At 61.1% G+C, this 14,731-nt stretch carries 16 protein-coding genes; 7 read left to right on the top strand and 9 right to left on the bottom strand.

Translation table 11 applies throughout. The annotated features are described in order from the left end of the window. Positions 1 to 23 precede the first annotated feature (23 nt). The 3 genes from AEP_RS05205 to AEP_RS05215 are packed head-to-tail and all read right to left on the bottom strand — an operon-like array spanning position 24 to position 2,482. A complete protein-coding gene (locus tag AEP_RS05205; RefSeq protein WP_087494406.1) occupies positions 24 to 710 on the bottom strand; it encodes an HAD family hydrolase in 687 nt (228 codons plus the stop codon). Then, on the bottom strand, positions 707 to 1,390 hold the full coding sequence (gene hda / locus AEP_RS05210) for a DnaA regulatory inactivator Hda (protein ID WP_087494407.1): 684 nt from the start codon (positions 1,388 to 1,390) through the stop codon (positions 707 to 709). The genes AEP_RS05205 and hda overlap by 4 nt, the downstream gene beginning before the upstream one ends. Before the next feature lie 9 nt (positions 1,391 to 1,399). Next, on the bottom strand, positions 1,400 to 2,482 hold the full coding sequence (locus AEP_RS05215; RefSeq protein ID WP_087494408.1) for an AI-2E family transporter: 1,083 nt from the start codon (positions 2,480 to 2,482) through the stop codon (positions 1,400 to 1,402). An 84-nt stretch (positions 2,483 to 2,566) separates the two neighbouring features. Between AEP_RS05215 and purM the strand changes: the two genes are divergently transcribed. Continuing rightward, positions 2,567 to 3,616 (top strand): phosphoribosylformylglycinamidine cyclo-ligase, encoded by a 1,050-nt coding sequence (purM, locus tag AEP_RS05220; RefSeq protein ID WP_087494409.1) that lies wholly within the window; start codon positions 2,567 to 2,569, stop codon positions 3,614 to 3,616. 143 nt (positions 3,617 to 3,759) lie between these two features. Continuing rightward, positions 3,760 to 4,626 carry a ParA family protein gene (locus AEP_RS05225; RefSeq protein WP_087494410.1) on the top strand — a complete coding sequence of 289 codons (867 nt, stop codon included), beginning with the start codon at positions 3,760 to 3,762 and terminating at the stop codon, positions 4,624 to 4,626. Positions 4,627 to 4,652: 26 nt separating this feature from the next. Here AEP_RS05225 and AEP_RS05230 read toward each other — a convergent pair whose 3' ends face one another. After that, on the bottom strand, positions 4,653 to 5,507 hold the full coding sequence (locus AEP_RS05230) for a SirB1 family protein (protein ID WP_087494411.1): 855 nt from the start codon (positions 5,505 to 5,507) through the stop codon (positions 4,653 to 4,655). Positions 5,508 to 5,522: 15 nt separating this feature from the next. Further along, positions 5,523 to 7,088, bottom strand: coding sequence for a murein biosynthesis integral membrane protein MurJ (murJ, locus tag AEP_RS05235; protein ID WP_087497193.1), 1,566 nt, complete (start codon positions 7,086 to 7,088; stop codon positions 5,523 to 5,525). Positions 7,089 to 7,218: 130 nt separating this feature from the next. On the opposite strand from murJ, the gene rpsT reads away from it, so the two are divergent. Next, positions 7,219 to 7,518 carry a 30S ribosomal protein S20 gene (gene rpsT, locus AEP_RS05240; protein ID WP_087494412.1) on the top strand — a complete coding sequence of 100 codons (300 nt, stop codon included), beginning with the start codon at positions 7,219 to 7,221 and terminating at the stop codon, positions 7,516 to 7,518. A gap of 123 nt (positions 7,519 to 7,641) precedes the next feature. Here the strand turns inward: rpsT and AEP_RS05245 are convergent, their stop codons facing one another. Next, complete coding sequence (locus AEP_RS05245; RefSeq protein ID WP_087494413.1) at positions 7,642 to 7,980, bottom strand: DUF3579 domain-containing protein; 339 nt, start codon at positions 7,978 to 7,980, stop codon at positions 7,642 to 7,644. Between the two features lie 243 nt (positions 7,981 to 8,223). Here AEP_RS05245 and AEP_RS05250 point away from each other — a divergent pair, with 243 nt between their 5' ends. Both AEP_RS05250 and argF read left to right on the top strand, forming a co-directional pair. Further along, entirely contained in the window at positions 8,224 to 9,441 is a 1,218-nt protein-coding gene (locus tag AEP_RS05250) for an aspartate aminotransferase family protein (RefSeq protein ID WP_087494414.1), read from the top strand. Then, positions 9,438 to 10,409, top strand: a complete 972-nt coding sequence (argF, locus tag AEP_RS05255; protein ID WP_087494415.1) for an ornithine carbamoyltransferase — start codon at positions 9,438 to 9,440, stop codon at positions 10,407 to 10,409. The genes AEP_RS05250 and argF overlap by 4 nt, the downstream gene beginning before the upstream one ends. Positions 10,410 to 10,459: 50 nt before the next feature. Here argF and AEP_RS05260 read toward each other — a convergent pair whose 3' ends face one another. Both AEP_RS05260 and AEP_RS05265 read right to left on the bottom strand, forming a co-directional pair. Then, complete coding sequence (locus AEP_RS05260) at positions 10,460 to 10,951, bottom strand: hypothetical protein (protein ID WP_087494416.1); 492 nt, start codon at positions 10,949 to 10,951, stop codon at positions 10,460 to 10,462. A 54-nt stretch (positions 10,952 to 11,005) separates the two neighbouring features. After that, complete coding sequence (locus AEP_RS05265; protein WP_087494417.1) at positions 11,006 to 11,482, bottom strand: Lrp/AsnC family transcriptional regulator; 477 nt, start codon at positions 11,480 to 11,482, stop codon at positions 11,006 to 11,008. Between the two features lie 123 nt (positions 11,483 to 11,605). Between AEP_RS05265 and kynU the strand changes: the two genes are divergently transcribed. Further along, complete coding sequence (gene kynU / locus AEP_RS05270; protein WP_087494418.1) at positions 11,606 to 12,916, top strand: kynureninase; 1,311 nt, start codon at positions 11,606 to 11,608, stop codon at positions 12,914 to 12,916. Position 12,917: 1 nt separating this feature from the next. Further along, positions 12,918 to 13,802 (top strand): tryptophan 2,3-dioxygenase, encoded by an 885-nt coding sequence (gene kynA / locus AEP_RS05275; RefSeq protein ID WP_087494419.1) that lies wholly within the window; start codon positions 12,918 to 12,920, stop codon positions 13,800 to 13,802. An 81-nt stretch (positions 13,803 to 13,883) separates the two neighbouring features. On the opposite strand, the gene AEP_RS05280 is transcribed toward kynA, so the two are convergent. After that, on the bottom strand, positions 13,884 to 14,390 hold the full coding sequence (locus AEP_RS05280; RefSeq protein WP_087494420.1) for a DinB family protein: 507 nt from the start codon (positions 14,388 to 14,390) through the stop codon (positions 13,884 to 13,886). Positions 14,391 to 14,731 lie beyond the last annotated feature (341 nt).

Raw genomic sequence — 14,731 nt, forward strand, 5'->3', positions numbered from 1 at the left:
TTCCTAGCGGTCCTGCCCGGGGGTCAGGAGAAGAGCTCGAGTATGCGCCATCCACGCTGCTCGGCCAGTGTGCGCAAGCGCGGGTCTGGGTTGGTGGCGACCGCCACATCGGCTTTTTCCATGAGAGGGACGTCGTTGATGGAGTCTGAATAAAAGGTGGTGTGCACCGTCTCCCAGCTCCAGCCCCGGTCCGTCAGCCACTGGTTCACCCGGGTGACTTTGCCCTCGCGGAACGAGGGTACGCCGGCAATCTCGCCGGTGTACCAGCCGGTGCCGCCGGGGGCTTCGTCCTTCACCAGATCCACAGCTATCAGGTCTTCCACGCCGAATGCAGTGGCAATCGGGCGGGTCACAAAGGCGTTGGTTGCGGTCACGATGATGACTGTGTCGCCCGCAGCCTGGTGGTCCTTCACCAACTTCAGGGCTTGGGGTTGAATGGCTTTTTGGATGATGGCGCTCATGAAATCTGCGTGAGCAGATATCGATTTAGTAGCGCCCTCACGGATGACTGCTGCAGTAGCAAACCGGATGTACGCGTGGATATCGAGCGTGCCTGCTTTGTAGTGTTCGTAGAACTCCTGGTTCTTCTGCTTGAAGAGTTCGGCATCGGTCCAACCCAGCGCGGTGGTGAACTCGCCCCAGGCGTAGTCGGAGTCCAGCGGGATCAGGGTGTGATCCAGGTCGAACAGGGCAATCTTTTTGACGGTCATGTGTTTTCCAGCATGGATTTGATCAGTGGAATGGTGATGGCACGCTGGGTCTGCAGGGCGTAGCCGTCCATCAGGTCGAGCAGCTCCATCAGGCTGCCCAGATCGCGGCTGAACCGGTTGAGCATGAAATCCATGACTTCATCGCCCAGAAAAACACCTCGAGCGTCAGCCGCTTTCCGCAATACGCTGCGACGCTCGGGTTCGCTCAGGAGCTGCAAGCCAAAGATATGGCCCCAGCCCAGGCGGGTGCGCAAGTCATCGCGCAGCTTGAGCTCCACCGGAGCAAATTCTCCGGCAGCCAAGACCGGCTTGTGGTGCGTCTGGGCGTTCACAAACCAGTTGAATGCCGCGTGTTGTTGCTCCGCCGTGAACAAATGCACATCGTCCAGCACCACAGCGGCCCAGGTATCGTCGAACTCCGAGGGCTCATCATTGGGCCCCAGCCAGCCGACGCGGGCGCCCTGCTCGCGCAGGCCTTCACGGGCGGCTTTGAGCAAGTGGGTTTTGCCACTCCCTTCCGGACCCCACAGATACGTAGGCACCGGCGAGCGGCTGGAGGCGCTGCTTTTATCTCCGATCCAGAGCACCAGATGCTTGAGGGCTGCTTCGTTGGGGCCGGCAAAAAAGTTGGCCACCGTGGGGCCGGTGGACAAGCCGATGTCCAACGCGATCTGTTTCATACGCAAAAATCAACCAAGGTACAAGCGGCTGGACAGGTAACCCGCACGGACGCGGCGTATTGCTACCAGCAGCACTGCGCTGGCGGGCAACGCCACCAGCACACCCACAAAGCCGAACAGCTGGCCGAATGCCAGCAAGGCAAAAATCACCGCCAGCGGGTGCAAGCCGATGCGCTCACCCACCAGGCGCGGTGTGAGCAAAAAGCTCTCGACGACTTGCCCCAGGCCATACACCACGGCCACCATGACCAGGGGGTAGCCGATGCCATGCGAAGACGAAAACTCCAGCAGTCCCGCAAACAAGGCCAGCACCAGCCCTACGCCGAAGCCCAGATAAGGCACAAAAATCGCCAGGCCCGTGAAGATGCCGATAGGCAATGCCAGGTCCAAGCCGAAGAGTGCAAGACCGATGCTGTAGGCCGCAGCCAGAATCACCATCACGAGTAACTGGCCGCGCAGGTACTGGCCCAACACCTCGTCAGACTCCCGCAGAAAACTGTCCGTGGGCGCCCGCAGGCGGGGTGGAACCATCTGGCGCAACTGGCCCATGAACCGGCTCCAGTCCATCAGCATGTAAAACAAGGCTACCGGGATCAGGATGGCGTTGCCGATAAGCGCAAACGCGACGCTGCCGCCCAATTTGACGGACGCCAGCACTGAGCCGAACGCGTCCTCCACATTGGCGTTCAGGTACTTCATGACAAAGCCCTTGATGCTGGCCACATCGAGGTTGAGCTTGATGCCCCATTGAGCCAGCAAAGGTTTGAGGGCTTCGTTCAGACTGTCCAGCAACACCGGGAACTGCTCGCGCATGAGTGGCAGCTCTTTGGCCAGAATGGGCACGATCAAAAGCAACACACTCAGCAACGCGACCAGGAACAGCACCTCGACGAGCACCACCGCCACTACGCGGGGGATACGCCCCAGGCCCACATCGTCAATCCAATCGACCACCGGCGTGAGCGCATAAGCCAGCACGGCCGCCACCGCGAAGGGTGCCAACACAGGCGCCAGCAGCCACAGCGCAAGCACGGCAAACAGCGCAATGAGGGCCCAGGCGAGGAATCTTTTTTGGGTGGGGGTGAATTGCATTCGGGAAAGAGAAGGGGCAAACCCTTAAAATCTAGGCAAATTCTATCGGGGTCTGCCTCTGCTCCACCCCAAAAGCTACTTCCCATGACCCAATCTTCTGCTTCCACTCCCCTTTCTTACAAAGACGCCGGTGTCGATATCGTTGCCGGTGACGCGCTGGTTGAACGCATCAAGCCTTTGGCGAAAAAGACCATGCGCGAAGGCGTGCTGGCCGGCATCGGCGGTTTCGGTGCCTTGTTTGAAGTGCCCAAGCGCTACAAAGAACCCGTGCTGGTGAGCGGCACCGACGGCGTAGGCACCAAGCTGAAACTGGCCTTTGAGTGGAATATGCATGACACCGTGGGCATCGACCTGGTGGCCATGAGCGTGAACGACGTGTTGGTGCAAGGCGCTGAGCCTCTGTTCTTTCTGGACTACTTCGCCTGCGGCAAGCTGGACGTGGACACCGCTGCTGCTGTCGTGGGCGGCATTGCCAAGGGCTGTGAGCTCTCCGGTTGCGCACTGATCGGCGGCGAAACCGCTGAGATGCCCGGCATGTACCCCGCAGGTGAATACGACCTGGCCGGCTTTGCCGTGGGCGCCGTTGAAAAATCCAAAATCTTGACCGGCGCCGACGTGAAAGCCGGCGACGTGGTGCTGGGCCTGGCCTCTGCCGGCGTGCACTCCAACGGATTCAGCCTGGTGCGCAAGTGCATAGAGCGCGCGGAAGCCGCAGGCACTGTCCCCGCCACGCTGGACGGCAAGCCCTTCAAGCAAGCCATCATGGAACCCACCCGCTTGTATGTGCTGAACGTATTGGCTGCGTTGGCAAAGCACCCCATCAAGGCGCTGGCCCACATCACCGGTGGCGGCCTGCTGGAAAACATTCCCCGTGTGCTGCCCGAAGGCTTGGCGGCGCATCTGGTCAAGGGCAGCTGGCCCCAGACCGAGTTGTTTGCCTGGCTGCAGAAAACCGCCGGTATTGACGATATCGAGATGAACCGCACCTTCAACAACGGCATCGGCATGGTGGTGGTGGTAGACGCAGCCAACGCAGAAGCCACTGCAGCGACCCTGCGCGCCAGCGGCGAAACCGTGTACACCGTGGGCGTGATTGCAGCCCAAGGCGCAGGCGAACAAGTCGTCGTCGCCTGATCCTGGCGCCCTCCGGAGTCGCCGGCAGCGGCTCCGAATCCTCTATCTGCTAGTAAATTTATAGCTGCTCGCGCACAGCAGCTGTGGACTTTTGGGCTTTTTAGGCTCAAACTGGAGGCATCGTTGGCTCCGGGGTAGTGTGTATGCCGGTTATTGCAGTCATCAACCGCAAAGGTGGCAGTGGAAAAAGCACCATGGCCACCCATTTGGCCGCGTGGCTTTCCAATCAGAAAATTGCCGTCATGCTGGGCGATGTCGACCGGCAGCAATCCACCCGCACCTGGCTCAAGCGGCGACCTCCGCAGCTCGCTCCCATTGCGGGTTGGGCGGTAGACCAGAAAAACACCCTCAAGGCACCTGCCGGCATCACCCATGTGGTGCTGGATACCCCCGGCGGCATGCACGGATTTGAACTCGCCAAGGTGATCATGTCGACCGATACCGTGCTGATGCCGGTGTGCAACTCCCTCTTCGACCGTGAATCCGCCAGCGCCTGCCTGCAGGAACTGCGTGCCCTGCCCCGCATCGCCTCCGGCCGTTGCCGTGTGGGGGTGGTGGGCATGCGGCTGGATGCCCGCACCAAAGGCGCCGAAACGCTGCGTGCCTGGGCTGAGGCACATGCGGTGGAGTTTGTGGGGGTCCTGCGTGAAACCCAGGTGTATGTGCGCAGCTTGGAGAGCGGCTTCACAATCTTCGACCCGCACAAGCCCCTGCAAACGGCCGACATTGCGCAGTGGGAACCCATTCTGAACTGGACGATGAACAAGGTTGCAGCTCCATCGACCCTTACTCAAGAAGTAGCGCAGGTGCCTGCCGAAAAGCGCACTATTGCTGCGCCACGCGCGCCCAGCCTGATGCCTGCCCAGGAGTCCATGGTGCACGGCAGCCGCCTGACCGTTTTTGCTCACAGCCCCAAGCCGGCGAATGAGGACCACCCTCCGGCTTCACCGGTGAGAGCAGCGGGCTCCCAAGCCTTGCCGCAATACCTGCTGCGCCAACCTGCCGCCTGAAAATCTCTGCCGTCAGGCGGGGACTCTCAAAGACCGGTTTGTGTCCGGATGGCTTTAACCTGATCGACCACCTGGTCCACATCGACAACTTTGTCGGCATGCTCCAGATAGAGCTCCAGGTCCGCCAAGGCTTCGCGGTGATGCCCAAGCTCCGCATGGGCCAAGCCGCGATCCCGGTACTCAGACCAGGACTCCGGCAGCAGTACGACCAAGCGCTCTTGCACCGCCAACAAGCGCTGCCAGTCTTGCTGGGATCGGTAAATTTCCTTGAGGTTGCGCAACATGCGGGCCACGATATCCCGCGGAGTGGCTGATTGCAGGTACAAGCCCAAAGGTGCTTCAAACTCATCCACCAACCCGCTACGACGACGGTACGGCTCCAGCAACTCAGACAACTCTTCCCGGCTGAGTGACCGGCCGGACATGGGGTCGATCACCGCCTGCCCCATAGGCAGGCTGACCTTCACCATGAAATGCCCGGGGAAACTCACTCCGTGTGCATCCAGATTCAGGCCCTGGGCCAGCTCCATCCACAGCACGGCCAAAGAAATTGGAATGCCCCGGCGGGTGCGCAGCATGACCGGCACAAAGCTGTTGTCGGGGTCGTAATAGTTGTTGACGTTGCCGGCAAATCCCAGATCGGTAAAGAAAAACTGGTTCAGCACCCGCACGCGCTGGAGGGCAGAAGCATCGTCTGCCAAGCGCCGGCGCAGCCGGGCCAGCAATTGATCCACTTCGCCCATGCTGGCTTGCATATCGAGATCGGGGTATTCATCCTGCGCCAGCGAGAGCGCGGCTTCAAACAACGCAAAATCGTCGTCGTCCTGCACCAGGCTGGCGAAGTACTCCAGCGGAGAAGGTAGGGACATATCCAGCTTCATGGCTCACCTCCCGGTTCAGCGCCGCAAAAACTGGCGCACATTCAGACCCGCTGCCCACAAGGCGCCGAAATACACCACCCCGGCACCACCCATCAACAAAGTCAACCAGCCGATACGCAGCCATGGCTGGGCGCGAAGCGCCACCCAGTCCACCAGACCTGCGGCCCACAACAAGTACACCACCAAGACCGCAGCCGCGGCAAGCACCTGAAGCAAAAACCGTCCCCAACCTGCCAGCGGCTGAAAACTGCCCCGACGCATCAAGCCTACCAGCAGCCAACCTGCATTCAGCATGGCACCCAAGCTGATGGACAAAGACAAGCCGGCCTGTTTAAAGATGGGCACCAGGGCGAGATTCATCAGCTGGGTGGCAATGAGCACCACCACGGCAATCCGGACAGGGGTTTTGATGTCCTGGCTTGCGTAATAGCCGGGTGCCAACACTTTGATGGCCACAATGCCCACCAAGCCAGCGCCCCAACCCATCAGCGCCCAGGTCGTTTGCTGCACATCGGTCGCCGAAAACGCACCATAGTGGTACAGCACTGACACGATGGGCTTGGAAAACGTCAGCAAGCCGATGGAACATGGCACAGCCAACAGCACCACGATCCTCAGGCCCCAGTCGAGCAAGGCGGAATAGCCGGCGGCATCGTCCTTGGCGCGGGCACCGGCCAGCTGCGGCATCAGCACCACGCCCAGTGCCACACCCAGCATCGCGGTGGGGAACTCCATCAAGCGGTCTGCATAGGTCAACCAGCTCACACTGCCTGTGGGCAAGTGGGATGCAATCTGGGTGTTGATCAGCAAGGAGATCTGGGCCACGCTCACCCCCAACAGGGCCGGCAGCATGAGCTTGCCGATGCGTCGGGTCTCAGGATCGGCCGCGGCTTCCCGCAACGCGGCCCAAGTGAGCCCGAAGCGCGGCAGCATGCCGATACGGTTCAGGGCCGGAATCTGCACCAGCAGCTGGAGCAACCCGCCCACCATGACACCCACCGCCATCGCGTAAATCGGTTGAATACCCTGCTCCCGGAACCAGGGCACCAGCAGCCAGGCAGCCGCAATGGAACTGATATTGAGCAGTACCGGCGTTGCGGCGGGAACCGCGAAGCGCTTCCAGGTATTGAGAACGCCGGACGACAAGGCCACTAGCGACATGAAGCCGATGTAGGGGAACATGAAGCGCGTCATGAACACCGCTGCGTCGTATCCGGCGGGGTCTTTTTGCAAGCCACTGGCCATGGCCCAAACCAGCAAGGGGGCAGCGGCTACCCCGACGATGCAAGTAAGCACCAATGCAAGCGCCAGAAGCGAAGCAACCTTGTCCACCAATAGCTTGGTCGCATCTTCCCCATGACGCGCTTTGCTGGCTGCCAGCACCGGCACGAAGGCCTGGCTGAAAGCCCCTTCAGCAAACAGGCGGCGAAACAGGTTGGGAATACGGAAGGCGACGTTGAATGCGTCCGTCATGGCGCTGGCGCCGAAGGCGGCAGCCACCAACAACTCACGTGCCAGGCCGGTCACCCGGGAGGCCAGTGTCCACAGGGACACGGTAGAAACTGATTTGATAAGGCTCACCGGCGGGAGTGTAGCCGCCATCCACTGGCCCTGAACTGCCGCCCAAACCGAGCCACTGGTCGCCTTGGACGGCGCGGTATATAATCATCGGCTTTGCTGACAACATCCTCCAACACAAGGAATATTAATCATGGCATCTGGTAAACCCAAGAAAAAGAACCCGCGCCTGGCGTCGGGCCGTAAACGCGTCCGTCAGGACATCAAGATCAACGCAGCAAACACTTCTTTGCGTTCCAAGTACCGCACCGCGGTGAAGAACGTGGAAAAGGCAGTTGTGGCCGGTGACAAGACCAAAGCCGCAGAATTGTTTGCCAAGATGCAAGCCGTGGTGGACACCGTGGCTGACAAGGGCATCTTCCACAAGAACAAGGCAGCACGCGACAAGAGCCGTTTGGCTTCCAAGGTGAAAGCCTTGGCACTCGCAGCCTAATCACTTAGGCAATCGCACGGACCTTGGCAACAAGGTTCGCCGTTTGTTAGGGTGCGCTGTCAGCAAAAGCAAAAAAGCCGTTCATCTGAACGGCTTTTTTGTTTCTGTCGTCAGGACAAAAAATTATTCGGAAGCCGCCGGACGGGCGGCGGGCGCAGCAGGCGCCTCAGGACGGGTCTCACTGACCTGCAGTTCGTTGTCACGGGCGAAGTTGAGGCAGAAGTCCCAAGCCATGACGTCGTAGTCCCGCAGGTCGGGGTGCACGATGACGCACTTCACCTGCCCGATCGAGGTAGGCACACACCACGGCGAGTAGCCGAGGTGGCTGCCACGGGTAGCGCCACCGGGGCGGAACTGGCTCATCACACCGGCCAGACGCTCTGCCCAGTCACTGGGGCGAAAGGTCTTGCCTTGCCGCGTGATTCCCAGGATGTAGAGTTCTTTTGGAGGAGTGGTGGCCATCAGTACGTGCGAAATTTCGGGGTGCACGCTGCACCGTAAAAAGCCGGTGCTGCGCCGCACAAGAATTCTACCCGCTCCGCTGTCATGGAGATGACAAACCAGCTATGCGAGTGCGCATCAGTGTGATGTGGATTTGTCACGAAACCGCCATGCCCAGTGCGCCTAAAATCAGGCTTCAACGGCCCGACTGGCCTTTGCAGCAGTCGGGCCGATCTGTTTTGTAGCCAACCCCGGAGTTATGACATGACCGCCGCCACCGTTACCACGCCGTCTTCACCCCACGTGATGAACACCTACGGCCGATTGCCCATCGCCCTGAGCCATGGACAAGGCTGCCGCGTGTGGGACGTGAACGGCAAGGAATACCTGGACGCCCTGGGCGGCATCGCAGTCAACACCCTGGGCCACAACCACCCCCAGCTCGTGCCCGCGCTGCAAGACCAGCTCACCAAGCTGATCCACACCTCCAACTACTACCACATCCCCCTGCAGGAAGAGCTGGCCAAACTGCTGGTGGAACGCTCCGGCATGAGCAATGTGTTTTTCTGCTCCACCGGCCTGGAAGCCAACGAAGCCGCCCTGAAGCTGGCCCGCAAGTTCGGCCACGACAAGGGCATAGCCCGCCCCGAGGTCGTGGTGTTCGAAAAAGCGTTCCACGGCCGCTCCATCGCCACGCTCAGCGCCACCGGCAACCCCAAAGTGCAAGCCGGTTTCGGCCCGCTGGTGGAAGGCTTTATCCGCGTGCCGGTGAACAACATTGACGCACTCAAAGCAGCGACCGAAGGCAACCCGAATGTCGTGGCCGTGTTTTTTGAAGCCATCCAGGGCGAAGGCGGCGTGAACCCCATGCACATGGACTACTTGCGCGATGTGCGTGCCCTGTGCGACCAGCGCGACTGGCTGTTGATGATTGACGAAGTGCAGTGCGGCATGGGCCGCACCGGCAAGTGGTTTGCCCACCAGTGGGCGGGCATTCAGCCCGACGTGATGCCCTTGGCCAAGGGCCTGGGCTCCGGCGTGCCGGTGGGCGCTGTGGTGGTGGGCCCCAAAGCCGCCACCATCTTCCAACCCGGCAACCACGGCTCCACCTTCGGCGGCAACCCGCTGTCCATGCGCGCCGGGGTCGAAACCATCCGCATCATGGAAGCGGAAGGTCTGCTGGCCAATGCCGAGAAGGTGGGCGCCCACCTGAAAGCTGGGCTGGAAGCCGCTCTCAAAGCCGAGATAGCCAACGGCGGGGTGAAAGAAGTGCGCGGCCAGGGCCTGATGATGGGCGTGGACCTGACCAAGCCCTGCGGCGCCCTGGTGCAACGGGCTGCCGATGCAGGTTTGCTGATCAGCGTGACGGCTGACAGCGTGGTCCGCCTGGTGCCCCCCCTGATTTTGAGCGTGGCCGAGGCCGACGAGATCGTCGCCATCCTCGCGCCCCTGATTGCTGCCTTTTTGAAAGAAACCGCATGAGCCTCTCCAGCAACGCCGTCCCCAGCACCCTGCCCCAAGGCGCGCCGCCAGTGCGGCACTACCTGCAGTTCGACGACTTCAGCGCCGACGAATACGCCTACCTGCTGGAGCGCGCGGCCTTCATCAAGCGCAAGTTCAAGACCTTTGAGCGCCACCACACCCTCGTCGACCGCACGCTGGCCATGATCTTCGAGAAGGCTTCCACCCGAACCCGCGTAAGCTTTGAGGCCGGCATGTACCAATTGGGCGGCAGCGTGGTGCACCTGACCACCGGCGACAGCCAGCTCGGCCGCTCCGAGCCGATTGAGGACAGCGCCAAGGTCATCAGCCGCATGACGGACATCGTGATGATCCGCACCTACGAGCAAACCAAGCTGCAAGCTTTTGCCGCCAACTCGCGGGTGCCCGTCATCAACGGCCTGACCAACGAATTCCACCCCTGCCAGATCCTGGCGGACATCTTCACCTACATCGAGCACCGCGGCCCTATCCAGGGCAAGACTGTGACCTGGGTGGGTGACGGCAACAACATGGCCAACACCTGGCTGCAGGCTGCTGCCAAGCTGGGCTTCCACTTGCGCGTATCCACACCCAGCGGCTACGAAGTCAATGAGAAATTGGCCGCCAGCGCCGGCGGAATGGGCGCGGGCAGCTATAAAACCTATAGCAATCCGATGGAAGCCTGCCAGGACGCCGACCTGATCACCACCGATGTGTGGACCAGCATGGGCTTCGAGGCCGAAAACGAAGTCCGCCGTAAGGCCTTTGCCGCCTGGTGCGTGGACCGCAAGATGATGGCGGTGGCCGCGCCCAACGCCATCTTCATGCACTGCTTGCCCGCCCACCGTGGCGAAGAGGTGGAAGCCGAAGTCATCGACGGCCCGCAAAGCGTGGTCTGGGACGAAGCCGAAAACCGCATGCACGTGCAGAAGGCGCTCATGGAGTACCTGCTGCTGGGCCAGCTCTAACTCCCGCGACGGCGTGCACCTTCGCGGGTGCATGCCGTCGCTGTGAGGCATCAACGCATCAGATCTTCAATGGCGTCCACGACGATGCTGGTGCCGATGGCAATGAGCAGAATGTCGTTGGCTACACGCACGTACTTGTAGCCGGCCGGCGGCAAGCCGATACGCACCGAGATGTCCCGCGGCAGCGGGTAGAAAACCACATCGCGCGGAAGCGGCTGGCCACGCAACCACTTCTTGGCCTGGCCGGGTGGCTGACATCCATTGTTCTTTTTGGCCAAGCCGGGCGGGCATTTGCCCTTGGCCTGCTGGGCGCCGTAATAGTCCTGCGCGGTGCGGCGTTGGTCATCGCCAAAGTAGCCTCCGACCCGGATCTCTACCGACCCACCTTGCGCTTGGGCGTGTGACTCCTCCGAGTGCTTGTTTTTGCCCTTACCCGCCCAGTCGGGCTTGTTGGCCAAAGCCGCGCCACTCAGCAGCAAACAAGCCACTCCACTGACGAGTGCACGTGCATGCAGCGGAAAAGAAAAATGGCTTAGTTTCATGGCGAGTCCGGTTGTTGAGAGCTACTGCATTGTGAACCGTTTGAAATCTGGCGCTCAGTCCAGAGGAACCGGCAGATCCGCCATCTGCCCCTTGAACTCCTGCAGCGAGAAATGCGACTGCACTTGCCGCACACCCGGCAGGCGGTGCAACTTGCGTTGCAACAACTCGGAATAGTGGTCCAGGTCACGCGCCACCAGCCCCACCAAAAAGTCGGCCTGCCCTGAGATGGCGTGGAACTGCACCACCTCCGGAATCTCGGACACTGCCTGCACAAAGGCCTGTGATGAAGCCTCGTTCTGGTGGTCAATGCCGATCAGCACAAACGCCAGCACGCTGTAGCCCAGCGCGCGCCGGTCCAGCGCGGCGTGGTAGCCCTTGATGGTGCCCGCTTCCTCCAGCTGCTTGACGCGCCGCCAGGTGGGCGACTGCGACAAATGGGCCATCTGCGCCAGCTCACCGGAAGTGAGGCGCGCGTTGTCTTGCAAGGCCCGCAGCAGCAGGCGGTCGGCTTTATCGGTGACTTGCTGCATAAATTTTTCTCCAAACGATCTTCAAAGACTAACTTAGTCCATTTTTTGAATACTGAAGATTAGATATCAACATTTCAAAGCCCTCAACACATAATTTCGCAAATCCACCCTCCTTGAGACACCATGAGCACTACGCCCTTGACCCTGAACGACTGCCGCGCCCGTGATGCGGCCGACACCCTGCGCCCGCTGCGCGACCTGTTCGACATTCCCGAAGGCGTGATCTACCTCGACGGCAACTCCCTGGGCGTGATGCCCAAAACCGCCGCTGCCCGCGCTGCTGAAGTCGTCACTCAAGAATGGGGCCAAGGCCTGATCCGCTCCTGGAATACGGCCGGTTGGTTCAGCCTGCCGCAGCGTTTGGGTAACCGCATTGCCCCGTTGATTGGAGCGGATGCGGATGAAGTGGTGGCCACCGATAGCACGTCTATCAACCTGTTCAAGGTGCTGTCTGCCGCCTTGTCCATTGCCGCGCAGGACTCGCCTGAACGCAAGCTCATCGTGAGCGAGCGCAGCAACTTCCCCACCGACCTGTACATCGCCGAAGGCCTGTGCAAAGAGCGCGGCTACACCCTGAAGCTGGTGGAGCCCGAAGAGATTGCCGCCGCACTGACTGCCGACGTGGCCGTGCTGATGCTCACCCATGTGAACTACCGCACCGGCGCCATGCACGACATGCTCGCCGTGACCGTTGCCGCCCACTCCGCTGGTGCTTTGATGATTTGGGACCTGGCCCACAGCGCGGGCGCGGTGCCAGTAACCCTCAAGGCCTCGGGCGCCGACTTCTCAGTGGGCTGCGGCTACAAGTACCTGAACGGCGGCCCCGGCGCACCGGCCTTTGTGTGGGTACACCCCAAACACGCCGACCGCTTCTGGCAGCCCCTGGCCGGCTGGTGGGGCCACGCGGCACCCTTTGCCTTCACCCCCGATTACCAACCCGCCCCCGGCATCACCCGCTACCTGTGCGGCACCCAGCCCATCGTCAGCATGTCGCTCCTGGGCTGCGGGCTGGAGGGCTTTGAGGCCGCTGAAAAGCTGGGCGGCATGACGGCCCTGCGCGCCAAATCACTGGCATTGACAGACCTGTTCATCCAGCTGGTGGAAGAGCGTTGCCAAGGCTACGGTCTGGGCTTGGCGACTCCGCGTGAGCACGCCCAGCGCGGCTCGCAGGTCTGCCTGACGCGTGAGCACACGGCCGGTGGCGCCTTGGGCTCCGGTGCCTTTGCCATCGTGCAAGCGCTGATTGCACGCGGAGTGATTGGCGACTACCGCGCGGGCGATGGCGGCATCCACAAAGACATCTTGCGCTTTGGGTTTACGCCGCTGTACATCGGGTTTGAAGATGTGTGGAACGCGGTGGAGCACTTGCGCCAAGTCTTGGAAACTGGCGAGTGGCAAAAGCCCGAGTTCAACCAAAAGCACGCGGTGACCTGATATGAGCAACACCACCTCTGGCTGCCCGATGCACGGCGGGGGCGCCCCCACCGCGGGCGAATCGATCGTCGCCGAAGAAAAAGCCCAGCTCGACTTCAGCAACTCCATGAGCTACGGCGACTACCTGCAGATCGACACCATCTTGGGTGCGCAAAAGCCGCTGTCCCCCACGCATGACGAGCTACTCTTCATCATCCAGCACCAGACCAGCGAGCTGTGGATGAAGCTCATGCTGCACGAGCTCACCGCCGCTATTGCGCACATCGCCCAAGACGACCTGCCGCCCGCCTTCAAGATGCTGGCGCGCGTGAGCAAGATCATGGAGCAGCTGGTGCATGCCTGGGATGTGCTGGCCACCATGACGCCGCCCGAGTACACCGCCATGCGACCCTACCTGGGTCAGAGTAGTGGCTTCCAGAGCTTTCAGTACCGCTGCATCGAGTTCTCGCTGGGCAACAAAAACGCCGCCATGCTCAAGCCTCACGCCCACGCGCCCGAGCGCCTGGCGTTGGTGCAAGCGGCGTATGAAGCGCCGTCTTTGTATGACGAAGCCCTCAAGCTCATGGCCCGCCGCGGCATTGCCGTGCCCGCCAGCCACCTGCAGCGGGACTGGACCCAACCCTACACCGCCAGCCCCGAAGTCGAAGCCGCTTGGCTGCAGGTCTATCGCGACCCCAAGGCCCACTGGGACCTGTACCAACTGGCCGAAGAGCTGACCGACCTGGAAGACGCCTTCCGCCTCTGGCGCTTCCGCCACGTCACCACGGTGGAGCGCGTCATCGGCTTCAAGCGCGGCACCGGGGGAACCGGCGGCGTGAGCTACCTGCGCAAGATGCTGGACGTGGTGCTGTTCCCCGAGATCTGGACGCTGCGGACTGCGCTGTAGGCCAGTTACAAGCCAAATAGGCTGCTAGCGCATGTGGAATATGCGCGAGCGGCTATCAAATAAATAGCAATCTACTGCTACTCAAGCGGGCTGGCGCCGTGCCGGCTCGCGCTGGTGCAAGAACTTGGTGAGCAGGTCACGCGGTGGCGCCATGCCTATGCCCTTAAGCACCTGCCCCACATTGCCACGGTGGTACGAGCCGTGGGCCAACACGTGGAAGAGCATCTCCTCGCGCGTCATGCGGCCGGCATCCCCATCGGTGAACTGAAAGCTCAGGTTCTCGGCCAACGCTGATTCGCTCTGCCCCGCCACATAGGCCTCAAACCAGTGGTCCGTCTCGGCAGCGGCGAAATGCAAGTCACCTAACGCGGGCGTGTCGTCGGTGTTGGTCTGGGTGTAGCCATGCGCCTCGCCCAACAAATGGGCGCGGAAGATGCGGTCCACCACATAGATGTGGTTCAGCGTGCGGGTGGCTGTGTGCAGCGGCTCGGCATGCTGGACCGCGTCCACCAGATGCATGGCATCAAACAACTCGGCATTGGCCCACGTCTTCTGGGCGAACAGGGTTTTGAGAATGGCGAGGGACATTGCAGATTCCGGAGTGGATGGCTGTGGGGGCTTACTGATTATCGGATGCGAGCTTCGGGGACGTGCTGTTCTTAAATTGGGTTGCTGTCTGGAGGGAGGCCCCTAGCTTGGCATGTGTAAATGCAGCATTTCCGTTCAATAGAAGCCCGGGATCAAACCCATTTCTTGCCGCTTTGGGCCAGTTGCGTTCCTCGATCAATGACGGCTTTGAAGCTCCATGGCATCCAGTGAATCTGGGAGGATTCAACAGGCCATTGCAAGCTACTCCGAAACCAATAGTCTGTCCGAAGCGACACACGCGCGATGGAACAGTCGACCAAATTCCGTCATCTGAATGTAGT

The sequence above is a fragment of the Curvibacter sp. AEP1-3 genome, assembly GCF_002163715.1.
GTDB lineage: Bacteria > Pseudomonadota > Gammaproteobacteria > Burkholderiales > Burkholderiaceae_C > Allorhodoferax.